This is a genomic window from Williamsia sp. (genome assembly GCF_036566845.1).
GTDB lineage: Bacteria > Actinomycetota > Actinomycetes > Mycobacteriales > Mycobacteriaceae > Williamsia.
In genome coordinates this window covers 87,282-102,990 of the sequence record NZ_DATCVM010000186.1, presented here as the reverse complement: position 1 = coordinate 102,990, position 15,709 = coordinate 87,282, and the positions used below count along the sequence as shown (strand labels likewise).

Here is a 15,709-nt window from a genome sequence, read left to right as displayed (position 1 = left end):
GACTGAAAGAGGAACTGCGATGAGCACAATCCACAAGTTCAAGGCGTACTTCGGCATGGTTCCGCCCGGAGACTACGAGGACGACTACCTCGAGGATCCGGCGCCGTCTCGCGCCCGCCGGTACGAACGCAACTACCGTGACGGCGAGCAGTTCTACGGCGATGAGGAGCCGGCCCGGCCGTTTTACGCCGAAGAAGCTCGTCCGTACCGCGATGAGGTCGACGACCGCGACTACCGCGAGGCCGAATACGCCGCCGAGTACGAGCGGGCTCCGGAGTACGCCTACGCCGGAGGGCGGCGCCCCCAGTTCGAATCCGCAGAGCGCTACCCCGCGCCGGTGGCCCGCGTCCCCAGCCGTCTCGAGCCCCTGAGCAGCGCCCGGCCCGCAGCTTCGCGTCCACCCACCGTCGGTGGCGGCGCGAGCACCCGTGGCGCCTTGGCCCTCGATTCCCGGGCCGAAATGGATCGGGTTTTCGAAGAGGGCAATCCGCTCGGCAAGATCACCACCTTGCGGCCCAGCAGCTACGCCGAGGCGCGCACGATCGGTGAGCGGTTCCGCGATGGGAGCCCGGTCATCATGGACCTCGTCGACATGAGCAACGCCGACGCCAAGCGCCTCGTCGATTTCGCGGCCGGCCTCGCCTTCGCGCTGCACGGATCGTTCGACAAGGTCGCGACCAAAGTCTTCCTGTTGGCCCCCGCGGACATCGACGTGTCGCCCGAGGATCGCAAGAAGATCGCCGAGACCGGCTTCTACAACCACCAATAGGGTTCGCAACAGGCCGTTCGACCTGCGGTTTTCCCAAACCGTGGTGAATTCGGGCAGAGTTATGGCGTGACGATTGCGCGCGAGATAATTTACTACTTCCTCTTCATCTACTGGTTGCTGCTCCTGGGCCGACTGGTGATCGAGTTGGTCCGAACATTTGCCCGGGAGTGGCGCCCGACCGGCGCCTCGGTGGTGGTCATCGAAGGTGTCTTCACCTCCACCGATCCGCCGATCAAGACGTTGCGGCGCATCCTCCCGCCGATTCCACTCGGTCCGGTCCGCCTGGACCTGTCTCTGATGATCACCATGATCCTGGTGCTGATCCTCATGACCGTGGTCGCCGGATAGTTCTGGCGCTGCCCGATGCCTGCCCGATCACGCGTGCCACCACTGCGGATCCGATTAGATCTGCGCCGGATGGCCTCGGAGACACTCCGCGTGAGCAGGACGATGACCCTCCGGATCACATCGCCTGAAGATGGCCCACTAGTATCGAGTAGGTTGATAACAAACGGGTCACGGATTCACGGCGCGCCGTTTCAAATGGTTCGTTTTGACCGCTGTTTGATTTCGACATAGCAACCATGGGGTGCAACGAACGGTTCTAGTGTGACAGGATGGACGCCAGTTACAGTCTGTATGTCTATCGTGAATAATATGAACACCACTCACTCTGTGGTGCACACATCAGGACCTGCACCTGCCCTGTAAGTAGACCGAAGCTCGACACACGTATAAGGGGACCGACCAATGCGGCTGACACCAGCTGATGTGCACAACGTCGCGTTCAGCAAACCGCCGATCGGCAAGCGCGGCTACAACGAGGACGAGGTCGATCAGTTCCTCGACTTCGTCGAAGCCGAGTTGGCGCGTTTGATCGAAGAGAACACCGACCTGAAACAACGGGTTGAAGAGCTCGAGGGCGAGGTCACTTCGGCCAAGAACGCGCCGGCATCGACTCCAGAACCTGCGACGCAGGCGTTCGCGGCGCAACCGGCGGCTCCCGCTCCGGAGCCCGCACCCGCGGCACCGCAGAGCGACGATCACAGCGTCCGGGCCGCCCGCGTGCTGGGTCTGGCGCAGGAGACTGCCGATCGACTCACCAACAATGCTCGCAGCGAGTCCGAGTCGATGGTGGCCGACGCCCGCGCCCGCGCTGATGCGCTGGTCGGCGACGCCCGCTCGAAGTCGGAGGCGATGCTCAGCGACGCACGTCAGCGATCCGAGGCCATCCTCGCCGATTCGCAGACCCGCGCCGAGACGCAGACGCGCCAGGCTCAGGAAAAGGCAACTGCCCTGCAGGCAGATGCCGAGCGTAAGCACACCGAGATCATGGGCACGATCAACCAGCAGCGCTCGGTGCTGGAAGGCCGGATCGAGCAGCTCAAGACCTTCGAGCGCGAGTACCGGACCCGGCTCAAGACCTACCTGGAGTCGCAGCTCGAAGAGTTGCAGCAGCGGGGTAGTGCGGCACCGGTGGACAACGCACGCGGTGGTGATGCCTTCTCGTCCGATCCGGGCAACGGTGGCTTCACCAACACGGGCGGATTCTCCAAGCCGAGCAACTGACGCGGCCGGGTAACTAGGGCGCATTCGTGTTGGTTTTGGCTCTGGCGGCCACCCTGGTGGGATTCGTCCTGCTGGTGGCGGCCCTGCTGAGTGGTGTTCTCTGGTTGGCCATCGCGTGTGTGGTCGTCTGTGTCGTGGGGGTCGGATTCTTGATCGCCGACCTACTCGGATTGGGGCGGAGGTCTTCTGCCGCAACCGAATCCGATACGAGCAGCGATGACGCGACCGGTGGTGGACCCGGTGATGACGAGGTCGGGACCTCGGATCAGGAGCAGGATCGGGATTGGTCCGCTGCGGCGGAACACGAGGAAGATCCCGTATCCGGTGACTCGTCCGAGGACCACTCGCATACCGGGGAAGCCCGGTACGACGCGGGAGCGGACGCCGAGACCGGCGAGATCCCGCGAATCTCGGAACATGATCGGCGGGACGATCCGCCGACCGAGGAAATGTTCCTGAACAAGCCACGTTAGACTTGTAAGTGCGTCGATCCGGCCATCACCGGGGAGCACCCGGAAGAACGGGACCGCGAGGTCCTCAGTAGAACCGGGCGGATGAGGTCCGTCAAAGCCTCGGCGATTGCCAACGCACAGTGGTTGGTCAATCGATGGAGTGGCGCCGATCGTGGCGCAAGCGGGGTGGTACCGCGGCCGATGACACCATCGGTTCGTCCCCGTGCCGGCTGTTACGCCAGAGCACGAGGAGACGGTAGTGAGTTCACAGGAATCGGCAGCGCAGGAACCGACGGGGCAGCAGGTGGACGGACGGGTATACCCGCTCGTTGATCTGCCCGGCGGCATCCGGAGCGGTGCGCCCTCGTTCCCGGACGTCGAGCAGCGCGTGCTCGATTACTGGAAGTCCGATGACACCTTCAAGGCGTCGATCGCGAACCGCGCCGACGCACCGGAGTTCGTCTTCTACGACGGTCCTCCGTTTGCCAATGGCCTGCCGCACTACGGTCACCTGCTGACCGGTTACGTCAAAGACCTCGTCCCGCGCTTCCAGACCATGCGCGGCAAGAAGGTCGACCGCCGCTTCGGTTGGGATACACACGGTTTGCCCGCCGAGCTGGAGGCAGAGCGACAGCTCGGCATCACCGACAAAGCCCAGATCGAGACGATGGGCGTCGCCAAGTTCAACGACTACTGCCACTCGTCTGTGCTCCGGTACACCGATGAATGGCGTGAATACGTCACCCGCCAGGCGCGCTGGGTCGACTTCGACAACGACTACAAGACCCTCGACATCGACTTCATGGAGTCGGTCATGTGGGCATTCAAGACGCTTTTCGACAAGGGCCTGGTGTACCAGGGTTACCGCGTGCTGCCGTACTCCTGGTACGAGCAGACGCCGTTGTCGAACCAGGAGAGCAAGCTCGACGACGCCTATCGGATGCGTCAGGATCCAGCCCTCACGGTGCGGATGACACTCAACACCAAGGACGCCGGTCCGGCCGAGCTCGACGGCACCCATGCGCTGATCTGGACCACCACGCCGTGGACGCTGCCGTCGAACCTGGCGATCGCGGTTCATCCCGACACCGAATACAGCCACGTTCGCGGTGAGGACGGGCAGCAGTACCTGCTGGCGACCGCTCTGCTGGGAAGCTATACCCGCGAATTGGGTGAGGACGCAGAGGTTCTCGGCACCTACACCGGTTCGCAGCTGGAGAACCTGAACTACACACCGCCTTTCGACTTCTTCGTGGGCCACGAAGGTGCACACCGGATCTTGCTGGGTACCTACGTCACCACCGAGAGCGGAACCGGAATCGTGCACCTGGCACCGGCATTCGGTGAAGAGGACATGGAGCTCGCGACCGCTTACGGCATCGAGGTGGTCCAGCCGCTCGATCCGGGTGGCCGTTTCACGTCGATGGTTCCGCCCTACGAGGGGCAGATGGTCTTCGACGCCAACCCGGTGATCATCAAGGACCTCAAGGCAGCGGGCAAGATCGTGCGTCACGACACGATCGAACACTCCTACCCGCATTCGTGGCGGTCCGGAAAGCCGTTGATCTACATGGCAGTTCCGTCGTGGTTTGTTGCCGTGACCACCTTCCGGGATCGGATGGTGGAGCTCAACAAGCAGATCGAGTGGTCACCGGAACACATCCGGGACGGCCAGTTCGGCAAGTGGCTCGAAGGTGCGCGGGACTGGAACATCAGCCGCAACCGTTACTGGGGCGCGCCGATCCCGGTGTGGATCTCCGACGACCCCGACCATCCACGCGTGGACGTCTACGGCAGCCTCGACGAACTCGAGCGCGACTTCGGCGTGCGCCCGGACAACCTGCATCGGCCGTTCATCGACGACCTCACGCGCGCCAATCCCGACGACCCGACCGGGAAGTCGACGATGCGTCGCGTGCCCGAGGTCCTCGACTGCTGGTTCGAATCCGGTTCCATGCCGTTCGCCCAGGTGCACTACCCGTTCGAGAACACCGACTGGTTCGAGGGCACGGACACCGAACCCGGCCACAGCCCAGGCGATTTCATCGTCGAGTACAACGGACAGTCACGTGGCTGGTTCTACAACCTGCATGTCCTGTCGACGGCACTCTTCGATCGTCCGGCGTTCCGGACGGTGGCCGCCCACGGCATCGTGCTGGGCGACGACGGCCAGAAGATGTCGAAGTCCAAGCGCAACTACCCGGATGTGAACGAGGTCTTCGACCGTGATGGCAGTGACGCCATGCGGTGGTTCCTGATGGCCTCTCCGATCCTGCGGGGCGGCAACCTGGTGGTCACCGAGCGCGGTATCCGCGAAGGTGTCCGGCAGGCGCTGTTGCCGTTGTGGAATGCCTACAGCTTCTTGCAGCTGTACGCGGAGCGGCCGGCGCAGTGGAGTACCGAGTCCACAAACGTCCTGGACCGGTACATCCTGGCGAAGGCCGCGGCCACCCGCGATGCGATGACCGAGCAGATGGAGACCTACGACGTCGCCGGTGCTTGCGACGAGTTCCGGAATTTCTGTGAAGCCCTGACCAATTGGTATGTGCGCCGGTCGCGTTCGCGGTTCTGGGCGGGTCAGGACGAAGCTCCCGAGGCTTTCAACACGCTGTACACCGCGCTGGAGGTGGCCTGTCGACTGGCCGCGCCGCTCCTGCCGCTGACGACCGAGGCGATCTGGCGGGGACTGACCGGCGAGCGGTCGGTGCACTTGACCGATTGGCCCGCCGACGGCGAATTGCCGGCCGATTCCGAGTTGGTTGCCGCGATGGATGACGTGCAGGCGGTCTGTTCGGTGGCATCGAGTCTGCGCAAGGCGAACAAGCTGCGCGTGCGACTGCCCTTGCCGGCGTTGACGATCGCGTCGCCCGACGCCAGTCGACTGGCTCCGTACTCCGACCTCATCGCTGATGAGATGAACGTCAAGTCGGTGAACCTGACCGAGGACGCGGATCAGTACGGACGAGTTGAACTGTCGGTGAATGCCCGTGTGGCCGGGCCCCGTTTGGGCAAGGATGTCCAGCGGGTCATCAAGGCGGTCAAGTCGGGGAACGTGACCATCACCGAGCGTGACGGTGCGGAGGTCGTCAGTGCTGACGGCATCGAACTGCTCGAGGGTGAGTTCAACCGCAAACTTGTTGCGGTGAAGCCGGAATCGACTGCGGAACTGCCGTCGGGCGCCGGACTTGTGGTGCTCGACACCGCGGTCACCGAAGAACTCGAAGCCGAGGGCTGGGCCAAGGACCGGATCCGCGAACTGCAGGAAGCGCGCCGAAGCGCCGGACTGGACGTCTCGGACCGGATCGTGGTGGTCCTGGCCGTACCGGCCGAATACCTCGAGTGGGCTCAGCGGCATGCCGACCTCATCGCCGGCGAGATCCTGGCTGTGGACCTGACAGTGACCGACGCCCGGGCCGAACCCGCATCGGGTGAGTGGGTCGAACTCGGCGACGGTGTGCAGGCGACCGTCACCAAGACTCTCCACCCCTAAATTGGTGGGTTTTGGTGAGCATTTCCGCAGGTCAGGCTCACCAAAACCCACCATTTTTGGAGCCAGGTCCGATCCGGTCGAGGAGGCCGTCTATCTGCAGGGTGAATAGTGTCTGTAGATCGAGACCCGGTTCCGCACCGAATTGGCCGAAAACCTCCAGGCTTGTCAGACCGACCACGGTCGCCCACAGGGAGATGGCGAAGTGGAAGTGCTGATCGTCGATGTCGAGGTCGAATTCGGTTCTGATGGAATCGAAGTCGAGGCCGTCGATCGTGTCGGGGACTGCACTCTCCGAGGCCGGCCGGCCGACCGAAGCGGCGTCGGCAATGGTGCGCATCAGCAGTGCGACAACCCGCGTGCCGGGTTCGGTGGTCTGCTCGGCCGGTGCCTGGTATCCGGGCACGGGGCTGCCGTACAACAGCGCATAGCGTGACGGCTCGGATACTGCCCAGTCGTGAAAGGCATTGCAGCTGCGGCGAATTTGTTCCCGGTGGTCGTTCGCGGGCGCGGAATCGTGGGCGGCGGTCACCTCATCGGCGAGCTCGGTGTATGCGTCGACCACCAGCATGGTCAGTAGTTCATCGCGGCTGGCGACATATCGGTACACCGCCGACGACACCAGGTCGAGATCGCGGGCGATCGCTCGCAGTGACAGGGCCGCCGCGCCGTATTTCGCGAGGTGGTCGCGTCCCACCGCGAGAATGCGCTGATTGGTCCTGATCCGGGCCTGCGCGCGCGGTGACAGTTGTTCGGTCATGTCCCCATCCTGCCACAAACGAGAGCAGTGCTCTTGATTTTGGTGCGGCGATGGTGCACACTCGAATCAAGCGAGAGCAGTGCTCTCTAAATCGAAGAGGAGCAGGTCATGACCGCAACCGTCCACTACAACCGGCCCGGCAAGGGCACGCACGTCTTCAACGGCATCGTCGCCTGGCTGGCGGACCGTGGAATCACACTGGCCGGGGCGCGCACACTCGAAGTGCGCGGCCGGGTCTCGGGAAACATCCAGCGGATTCCGGTGAATCCCTTGAAGATCGACGGCCGCACCTACCTGGTCGGCGCGCGCGGCCAGACGCAGTGGTCACGCAATGTGCGCGCGGCCGGCAGTTGCGTCCTGCGTGGTGGGCGGACCTCGATCACATACGCGGTGTCGGAGGTCGCGGTTGCTGACAAGCCCGCGGTCCTGCGACCGTATCTGAAGCGCTGGGGCTGGGAAGTCGCGTCGTTGATGCCTGTGGAGATCAGTGCGGACTCCACCGACGCCGAACTCCTGGCAGCGGGCGAGATCATCCCGGTCTTCGAGCTGACGCCAGAGCCGGGGCGCTGACGAATGGTCTGCGCCCGCCGCCGGGGCATACGATTGCCGATGTGCAACAACGTGGCGGGAGCAGTAGTTCCCGGTGGGTGATGCATCTCGACATGGACGCGTTTTTCGCTTCGGTGGAACAGCTCACCAGGCCGACATTGCGTGGCCGACCGGTGATGGTCGGCGGTCTCGGGGGCCGCGGGGTGGTGGCCGGCGCGAGCTACGAGGCAAGGGTGTTCGGGGCGCGGTCGGCGATGCCGATGCACCAGGCCCGCCGTCTGGTCGGCGCCGGCGGGGTGGTGTTGCCTCCGCGTGGATCGGTGTACGGCGCGGTGAGCCGGCGGGTGTTCGGCCTGATCCGCGAGATGATCCCGGTGATCGAGATGCTCTCGTTCGACGAGGCATTCGGGGAACCCGCCGAACTGGCGGGCGCCACGGCCGATGACGCCGAGGAGTTCGCTCAGCGGCTCCGGAAGCGGATCAGCGACGAGGTGGGTCTGGCGGCATCCGTCGGTTTCGGCGCCGGTAAGCAGATCGCGAAGATCGCGTCCGGGATGGCGAAGCCGGACGGTGTGGTGGTGGTGAAGCCCGACGAGCAGCAGGAATTCCTGGCCCGGCTACCCGTGCGCAAACTGTGGGGGATCGGTCCGGTTGCCGGAGAACGGTTGCAGCGCTTGGGTGTCGACACCATCGGTGATCTGGCGAGCATGTCGCCGTTGGAGGTTTCGTCGGTGCTCGGTGCCACCGTGGGTCCGGGCTTGCATCTGCTGGCGCAGGGTGTCGACGACCGGCCCGTCGCCGAGCGGGCGTCGGCAAAACAGATCAGTGCCGAATCGACGTTTGCCGAGGACATCACCGATCTGATCACGCTACGTGGGGCGGTGGAACGGGCTGCGGCGTCAGCGCATCGCCGGTTGATGGCCGATGGGCGGGGATCGCGCACGGTGGTGGTCAAGCTGAAGAAATCCGACATGTCGGTGCTCACCCGGTCGAGCACCTTGCCGGCGGCCACCACCGAGTTGCCTGTCCTGGCTGCGGCGGCCCAACGTCTGGTGCTCGACCCGCAGGAGATCGGCCCGATCCGTCTGGTCGGTGTCGGGTATTCGGGTCTGAGTGCGGTGCAACAGTTTTCGATGTTCCCCGAACTGGACGAGTTCTCCGGGCCCGAGCCTGCCGAAGACGGTGAGACCGCGGCCGAGGAGTTCTATCCCGGCGGACGCACCCCCGAAGTCGGCCGGCTGCGCTGGACCACCGGCGACGACGTCCGTCATTCCGAACACGGCTACGGATGGGTACAGGGCAGCGGCCACGGCCGGGTGTCGATCCGATTCGAAACCCGCGGCAGCGGTCCGGGTTTTGCCCGGACCTTCTCGCTCGACGATCCAGATCTGGACAGTGCTGATCCGCTTCTCAGTCTGGACTGGCCGGAAGAGTACCTCCGCCCGGCAGCCGACGAAGATTAGCCCACCCACCCATCCGCCGAGCGTGCCGAAAGAACCGCCGAGCGGGCCGAAATCGCAACTGAGCGTGCCGAAGTCGTCGAGACACCGACGGCGCGCGTGCAACGTCGGCACGGTCGACGGTTCTTTCGGCACGCTCGGCGGAGGGGGTGGGGGGCTCGGGGTGGGGCGTGCTCGGGAGGGAGGGTGGTGCGCGTCTATTCGGGGGCGAAGAAGGCGGTGATGTCGGTGGGGCCGCCACCGCCGGCGAGTATCGCCTGGACCGCGATGCGGGCCTGCGACGCGCGAAGCCACGGCGAGATGATGGCGCCGCGTTTGATGAGATCGATCGCGCCTCCGCCGCCGCCGTAGAGCGGCACCACTTCGCCGTGTGCCACCCGCGAACACACGACAACCGGTAGACCGCGGTCGACAACTCGGCCGACCGCCGCGACGACATCGGGATGGGTGTTTCCGGAACCACTCGCCGACAACACGATTGCGGCGGCACCGGCATCTGCCACCCAGTCGATGATGTGGGCATCGACGCCCGGGTACAGCGCCACCAGATCAACCCGGACATGTGCGATCGGCGCCGGTGGCACCAGGCGCTGGGGCAGGTCAGGGTGAACCAGGCGAAATGGCATCGCCGTACTCGTGTCGGATTTGCAGGCTCCGCGGGCCGGGATCAGCTCACCGCCCATCGCGATGAAGACACCGCGCCCGCGCATGGCCGGATCGGCGGCCAGGGCGATGGCCGCGTCGAGATTCGCGGGTCCGTCGGCGTCGGGGGAGTCGGCGGGCAGGCGCGCCCCGGTCATCACCACCGGCCTGGGATCGTGGTACATGAGGTCGAGCAGCATCGCCGTCTCTTCCATCGTGTCGGTGCCGTGTGTCACAACAACACCGGACACAGCCGGATCGGCGAGCTCGGAGGCCACTGCCAACCGGATCGCATCCTGATCGGCGGGGAGCAGTGCCCCGGAATCGACCTGCAGAACTTCGCGGACCCGTAGCTGCACCCCGTCGGCCGCGGCGGCCGCGGTGAGTTCGGCCCCACCGACATCGGGCCGTGCCCCGTCGGCGAACCGGCGGCTCGCAATGGTCCCGCCGGTGGTGAGAATCGACACCAGTGCCTGCTGTTTCACCATGCCGGTCAGCTTCGACTGCCTGAGCTTGCGGGTCAAGTTCTGAGGTTTTTGGCATAGTGGGTCGGGACCCAGGCCGATATGGCCCCACCGATCAGATTCACCTGTCACTTCCGGTGACCGGTTGTGAAATGAGAAGGACGGATTTTGAAGCTTCGTAAGTTCGTGACCGCCGGAGTCGCAGTATGCGCCTTCCTGTCCATCGCTGCCTGCTCTGACGACGGCGACAGCCCCTCGACCACCACGGCGGCCAGTTCTGCGGCCACCAGTTCGGCCACGAGCGGTGGCGGGGGTGGGCTCACCGATTCCAGCAAGCCGCCGACCGCCGCTCAGCTCAACACCATGCTGCAGACCGCGCTGGACCCGAACGTCCCGGCCTCGGAGAAGACCGAGCTGGTGCAGAACTCGGAAAAGGACCCGGTGATCTTTGACAAGCTGGTCGAGGCAGCAGCTGCCAACCCCGATCTCGAGTACGAGATCGTCGCCCCGGTCCGGCCTGCCGGCACCGATCAGGCCAAGGCCAACGTCAAGGTCAAGTTCCCGGACACCCCGGAGCAGCAGGTCGAGGCGTTGATCGTCTTCGACAACGGCACGTGGAAGCTGTCGTCGACCACGGTCTGCCTGCTCTTGTCGGCCGCCAACGAGACCAGCCCGATGTGCCCGGCCACCAGCTAGGCACCGGCCCGGTCTGACCCCAGAGGTCGATCAGAGCCAGAACCTGAATCGGCGCCGACCGCGAACTGTTCGCGATCGGCGCCGATTTGTCGTATCTGGGGATCAGATCCTCTCAGGCCCAATTCGATTCGAAGCCGAGGAGCTGCTGGAACTGGGTGCCGTCGCCGCCGACGAGCGTGCGCCCGCCGGAGATCTTCATCTGGCCGGCGACGGGTACCCCACGGGTCAGGTCGACGACAACCGAGCCGCTGCCGGTCATCGAGTAGCTGTCGATGGTCAGGGTGCCGCCGTCGGGGAGCCGGAACACCGAGTTGATCGGTGACTCGTCGATGGTGAAATCGATTGTCAGTTGGTCGCCCTCCCGTGCGGTCAGGGTGGCGTTGATCGTCTGACGGACGTTGGCGCCCGCATTGACCGTGCGGACGGCGTCCCAGGTGGCCCCGACGCCGATCGGTTCGGTGGGCAGGGTGACCGACCGCTGGAAGGTGGACACCAGCGACTCCTCGACGGCCTGGCGTGCGTTGTCGTCCGCATCTTCGCCCGGCAGGATTCGCAGGGAGATGGGCGCCACACCTGGACCGATGCTCATTCCGGCCCGCGACCCGTTCTGGGCCTTGAGGGCTTCGTTCAGCGCGGTGTCCGGGGATCCGGCGGTGCCGATCTGCAGATCGATGTCGGTGGCGTCGGTGCAGTTGACGCGGGCGGTCATCGGCAGGTCAACAGTTGTTGCCGACTGTGTGGCGCCCTCGCCGTCCGGAGAGGCGAAGGTTGACGTCGTCACCAGCTTGGCGCTCTGGGCGCTGGCCCGGTCGAATGCACTCAAGGCCACGGCACCTGGCTCGGCGCCGGCGGTCAGCAGTGTCACCTTCGCCGGCGGCACGGGCAGAAGAGCCGCTTTGGTGTCCCCGGCAGTGGTGTCGGTGGCACATCCGGTCGGCGTCGGTGGCGGTGTGTTGTCGTCGTCGGATCCACATGCGGCCAGGCCGAGGATCAGGACCATCGCAGCGGCGAGGGCGCCGACGGGTCGCGCCAGGCGCGGGAGTCGGGCTGTCGGCAGAATTCGGACGCGGGTCGATGACCGCAGGGGAGCAGGAGAGGACACGGCCGCCAGCGTATCGAGTCACTCATGGATGATGGACAGGTGACAAGTGAGCCCACCCCCCACTCAGCCGGCGATTCCACCGCTGACGTAGCTCAGCAACCGGCCCGGCCCAAGGTCTGGGTGACCCTGGTTGCGGTCGCCGCTGCGATCATCATCGCCGACCTGGTCACCAAGATCATCGCGGTCGCTGTGATCAAGCCGGGCGAACCGATCGAGATCATCGGCGACACGATCACCTTCAAACTGGTCCGCAACAGCGGCGCGGCATTCTCCATGGCCACCGGGTACACCTGGGTCCTGACGATCGTCGCCCTCGCGGTGGTGGTCGGGATCGTCCGGTACAGCAGCCGGCTCGGCTCGATCTGGTGGGCGATCGGTCTCGGGCTCGTCCTCGGCGGCGCCGTCGGCAACCTGATCGACCGGCTCTTCCGCTCGCCCGGCGTGCTGCGTGGACACGTGGTCGACTTCGTGTCGGTCGGATGGTGGCCGGTGTTCAACATCGCCGACTCGGCAGTGGTCTGCGGCGCGATCCTCCTCGTGGGCCTGACCCTGTTCGGGTTCGAGTTCGACGGCACCCGTGCCGGCGATCACCGCGACGCAGCGGACGACGTGACCCCTGACAAGTCCGTCACACCCGACGGCACCGGGACCGCTGACGCCCCCGCGGACACCCCGACAACAACAAAGGCAGTGACAGAGAACGTGACCAAAGACGACTCGACAGACAACGGCCGCGACGCATGACCCGCGAATCACGGTCGATGCCGATCCCGGACGGCCTCGACGGCATGCGGGTGGATGCCGGGGTCGCCAGGATGCTCGGTCTGTCCCGGACGGTGGCGGCCACACTCGCCGACGATGGTGACATCAGCGTCGATGGCGCACCGGTCGGAAAATCCCACAAGCTCGTCGGCGGTCAGTGGCTCGAAGTGATCCTGCCGGAGCCGCCGCGGGTCCTGACGATCGAGGCCAAGCCGGTCGAGGGCATGGAGATCATCTACTCCGACGACGACATCGTGGTGGTCGACAAGCCGGTGGGTGTCGCCGCGCACGCATCGGTGGGCTGGACCGGCCCGACGGTCATCGGTGGTCTGGCGGCGGCCGGGTTCCGCATCTCGACCTCGGGCGCGCATGAACGCCAGGGCATCGTGCACCGGCTGGACGTGGGTACCTCCGGCGTGATGGTGGTCGCCACATCCGAACGCGCGTACACGTTGCTCAAGCGGGCGTTCAAACAGCGGACCGTCGACAAGCGCTATCACGCCGTGGTCCAGGGACATCCGGATCCTCGCAGCGGGACGATCGACGCCCCGATCGGTCGCAGCCGTGGGAACGACTGGAAGTTCACGGTCTCGGCGTCGGGCAAACACAGCATCACCCACTACGACACCGTCGAGATGTTCCGGGCGGCAAGTCTTCTCGATGTGCACCTGGAGACCGGGCGCACACACCAGATCCGCGTCCACTTCTCGGCCCTGCACCATCCCTGCTGCGGCGACCTCACCTACGGCGCCGATCCGGTGCTCGCCGGGAAACTGGGGCTGGAGCGGCAGTGGCTGCACGCCCGGGCGTTGTCGTTCGCTCATCCGGCTGACGGTCGACAGGTGGAGTTCACCAGTCCGTACCCGCCGGATCTGCAGCATGCGCTGGACGTACTCCGGGCCGGTTAGCCCATGAGTTCTGCCGTCCGGTTCGCCCTCACGCTGTTGGCAGCGGTGGTGGTGCTGGTGGGCGGGCTGTACGTGGTCGGTGTGGTCAATCCGGTTCCGGCACCGCCGGTGGGCGGGGATGTCCTCGGGCCCGACAACGGTGAACCCGTCGACGACTACCTCGCGCGCGCCGAACAGTCGTTGTCCGGGCCCGACACCGTCCGGTGGGCGCTGATCTCGCTGACGCAGGTACAATCGCTCGGCCGCGGTTGGGAGCTGACCACCACGCAACCGTCGATGTTGCTGTCGCAGAACATCTTCAACGTGCCGATCGAACGGGTACAGACGCCCACGGTCCGCCCGGCGACGGGCAATACCGAGGAGTCGTTCCACTGGTCGCAGCAGATCGCCGCGCAGCAGGTGATCAGCCGTTCGGACGGAACCGAGCGGGCACAGAGGGTCGGTGAGGTGGCCGCCGCGCGACTGCGGGCGGGGTGCGATTGCCTGATCGGACTGGTGGTCCGGGATCGGCTGTCGGTCTTGCGTCAGGTCGCGGCCGAGCCCGGGGTCCGGGCGGTCGAAGCGTTGCCCGACGATGCCGAAGCGGGGCTGTTCACGGTGGTCCCGTTGCAGCCGTCGATGGTCACGATTGTCGAACCGCTGCCCGATGACGGACCCGTTCCGGCGGTCTAGGGCGTTATATGGTGTGCGCTAGACATTCGTGAGTTGCGGAGGGGGTCAGCATGTTGCAGCCGGGGTCCTGGATTGCCGGGTACCGGGTGGAGCGTGCCCTCGGTAGCGGCGGTATGGGCGCGGTCTACCTGGCCAAGCATCCCGAACTGCCCCGCAGCGACGCCATCAAGGTGCTCGGCGAGCAGGTCGGTGAGGACGAGCAGTTCCGCAAGCGCTTCCTGCGGGAAGCGGAGGTCGCCGCCGGTCTCGACCACCCCAACATCGTGACCATCTACAACCGGGGCAGCAGCGACGGCATGCTCTGGATCTCGATGCAGTACGTCGCCGGTACCGACTGCGCACAGGAACTGCAGCGTGCGCAGGAGAAAGCCGGCGCGCAGGCCGGGTTGCCGCCGGAACGGGTGGTCCGGATCTCGGGGGAGATCGCCCGCGGCCTCGACTACGCGCACCGGCGAGGTCTCCTGCACCGCGACATCAAACCGGCGAACATCCTGTTGTCCGACTACGAGTCGAGTGAGTTCGGCGACGGGATCGACCGTGGATACTCCACCGATGCCGACGAGCAACGGGTGTTGCTGACCGACTTCGGTGTGGCGAAGGCAGCCAACGAGACGGAGTCGCTGACGGTGGTCGGGACGGTGCTGGCAACGCTGTCGTATGCCTCACCCGAGCAGCTCAAAGGCCAGCCGGTCGATGCTCGGACAGATCAGTACTCCTTGGCGGCCACCACTTTTCACCTGCTGGCCGGGCGGGTTCCGTTCAAGGGCGACGGCACGGCCGACGTGATCGCGGGACATCTGAGCAAGCCGGTGCCGCGGTTGTCGGAGATGGTGCCCACGGTGCCGCCCGCCGTCGACTCGGTGATCGCCAAGGCCATGGCCAAAGAGGCCGACGACAGGTTTGCGAACTGCCGGCAATTCACCGATGCACTGCGATCGGCGCTGCACCAGGGCGGCATGACCGCCTACACGCCTCCGGTCGCCGCCAGGCCCCAGATGAATCCCCGTTCGGCCGGACCGGCGACCCCGCAGCCGGGCCGCCACATCTCGGCACCCACCCAGCACGGCGGTCCGCAGTCCTTCGGGCACCAGCCGATGGGACAGCCACCGGCCGGGCAGACTCCGAATCCGCAGCGGTATCAGCAGTCGACACCGCCGCCGGCGCATCTCGCCTCGGCGCAGTACTCGCAGTCGCGGCCGCCGGCGCAGAACACGCCCGCGGGCCCGTCGGGTTCCAACGCGGTGATGCTCGCCGTGCTGATCGGGTTGATCGTGGTGGCGATCGCGATCGTGGTGGCGATCTTCCTGGTGGCGTGACGGCGACGTGCGAAGTCGCGTCGCGTCACTCGAGGCACATGCGTCACCACATCCGGAGGCGGTCGCCGCGCCTGCCAGAGCTCGTCGGTACTCCCGCCTAG

Annotated in this window: 15 protein-coding genes; 12 read left to right on the top strand and 3 right to left on the bottom strand. The window is 65.7% G+C overall.

The window, feature by feature from the left end:
* Window positions 1-19: 19 nt before the first annotated feature.
* The 5 genes from VIQ49_RS17945 to ileS all read left to right on the top strand — a co-directional run bounded on the left by VIQ49_RS17945 (window position 20) and on the right by ileS (window position 6,280).
* Complete coding sequence (locus VIQ49_RS17945; protein ID WP_331887014.1) at window positions 20-769, top strand: cell division protein SepF; 750 nt, start codon at window positions 20-22, stop codon at window positions 767-769.
* A 66-nt stretch (window positions 770-835) separates the two neighbouring features.
* Entirely contained in the window at window positions 836-1,117 is a 282-nt protein-coding gene (locus tag VIQ49_RS17940) for a YggT family protein (RefSeq protein WP_331887012.1), read from the top strand.
* A 402-nt stretch (window positions 1,118-1,519) separates the two neighbouring features.
* Window positions 1,520-2,338, top strand: a complete 819-nt coding sequence (locus VIQ49_RS17935) for a DivIVA domain-containing protein (RefSeq protein ID WP_331887010.1) — start codon at window positions 1,520-1,522, stop codon at window positions 2,336-2,338.
* 26 nt (window positions 2,339-2,364) lie between these two features.
* Window positions 2,365-2,811 carry a hypothetical protein gene (locus VIQ49_RS17930; RefSeq protein ID WP_331887008.1) on the top strand — a complete coding sequence of 149 codons (447 nt, stop codon included), beginning with the start codon at window positions 2,365-2,367 and terminating at the stop codon, window positions 2,809-2,811.
* Window positions 2,812-3,049: 238 nt separating this feature from the next.
* Window positions 3,050-6,280 carry an isoleucine--tRNA ligase gene (gene ileS / locus VIQ49_RS17925; protein WP_331887006.1) on the top strand — a complete coding sequence of 1,077 codons (3,231 nt, stop codon included), beginning with the start codon at window positions 3,050-3,052 and terminating at the stop codon, window positions 6,278-6,280.
* 37 nt (window positions 6,281-6,317) lie between these two features.
* Here ileS and VIQ49_RS17920 read toward each other — a convergent pair whose 3' ends face one another.
* On the bottom strand, window positions 6,318-7,037 hold the full coding sequence (locus tag VIQ49_RS17920; RefSeq protein ID WP_331887004.1) for a TetR/AcrR family transcriptional regulator: 720 nt from the start codon (window positions 7,035-7,037) through the stop codon (window positions 6,318-6,320).
* Between the two features lie 108 nt (window positions 7,038-7,145).
* On the opposite strand from VIQ49_RS17920, the gene VIQ49_RS17915 reads away from it, so the two are divergent.
* Together VIQ49_RS17915 and VIQ49_RS17910 are read left to right on the top strand one after the other, a co-directional pair.
* On the top strand, window positions 7,146-7,607 hold the full coding sequence (locus VIQ49_RS17915; RefSeq protein WP_331887002.1) for a nitroreductase family deazaflavin-dependent oxidoreductase: 462 nt from the start codon (window positions 7,146-7,148) through the stop codon (window positions 7,605-7,607).
* A 92-nt stretch (window positions 7,608-7,699) separates the two neighbouring features.
* Window positions 7,700-9,049 (top strand): DNA polymerase IV, encoded by a 1,350-nt coding sequence (locus VIQ49_RS17910; RefSeq protein ID WP_414731656.1) that lies wholly within the window; start codon window positions 7,700-7,702, stop codon window positions 9,047-9,049.
* 194 nt (window positions 9,050-9,243) lie between these two features.
* Here the strand turns inward: VIQ49_RS17910 and VIQ49_RS17905 are convergent, their stop codons facing one another.
* Entirely contained in the window at window positions 9,244-10,212 is a 969-nt protein-coding gene (locus tag VIQ49_RS17905) for an asparaginase (protein WP_331887000.1), read from the bottom strand.
* Window positions 10,213-10,320: 108 nt separating this feature from the next.
* Here VIQ49_RS17905 and VIQ49_RS17900 point away from each other — a divergent pair, with 108 nt between their 5' ends.
* Window positions 10,321-10,848, top strand: a complete 528-nt coding sequence (locus VIQ49_RS17900) for a hypothetical protein (protein WP_331886998.1) — start codon at window positions 10,321-10,323, stop codon at window positions 10,846-10,848.
* Window positions 10,849-10,960: 112 nt separating this feature from the next.
* Here VIQ49_RS17900 and VIQ49_RS17895 read toward each other — a convergent pair whose 3' ends face one another.
* Window positions 10,961-11,950, bottom strand: a complete 990-nt coding sequence (locus VIQ49_RS17895) for a hypothetical protein (protein WP_331886996.1) — start codon at window positions 11,948-11,950, stop codon at window positions 10,961-10,963.
* 24 nt (window positions 11,951-11,974) lie between these two features.
* On the opposite strand from VIQ49_RS17895, the gene lspA reads away from it, so the two are divergent.
* The 4 genes from lspA to VIQ49_RS17875 are packed head-to-tail and all read left to right on the top strand — an operon-like array spanning window position 11,975 to window position 15,608.
* Window positions 11,975-12,694: a signal peptidase II gene (gene lspA / locus VIQ49_RS17890; RefSeq protein WP_331886994.1), complete on the top strand. Its 720-nt coding sequence runs from the start codon at window positions 11,975-11,977 to the stop codon at window positions 12,692-12,694.
* Entirely contained in the window at window positions 12,691-13,620 is a 930-nt protein-coding gene (locus VIQ49_RS17885) for an RluA family pseudouridine synthase (protein WP_331886992.1), read from the top strand. Before lspA ends, VIQ49_RS17885 begins: the two co-directional genes overlap by 4 nt.
* 3 nt (window positions 13,621-13,623) lie before the next feature.
* A complete protein-coding gene (locus VIQ49_RS17880; protein ID WP_331886990.1) occupies window positions 13,624-14,292 on the top strand; it encodes a hypothetical protein in 669 nt (222 codons plus the stop codon).
* A gap of 50 nt (window positions 14,293-14,342) precedes the next feature.
* Complete coding sequence (locus VIQ49_RS17875) at window positions 14,343-15,608, top strand: protein kinase domain-containing protein (RefSeq protein WP_331886988.1); 1,266 nt, start codon at window positions 14,343-14,345, stop codon at window positions 15,606-15,608.
* Window positions 15,609-15,709: the final 101 nt, after the last annotated feature.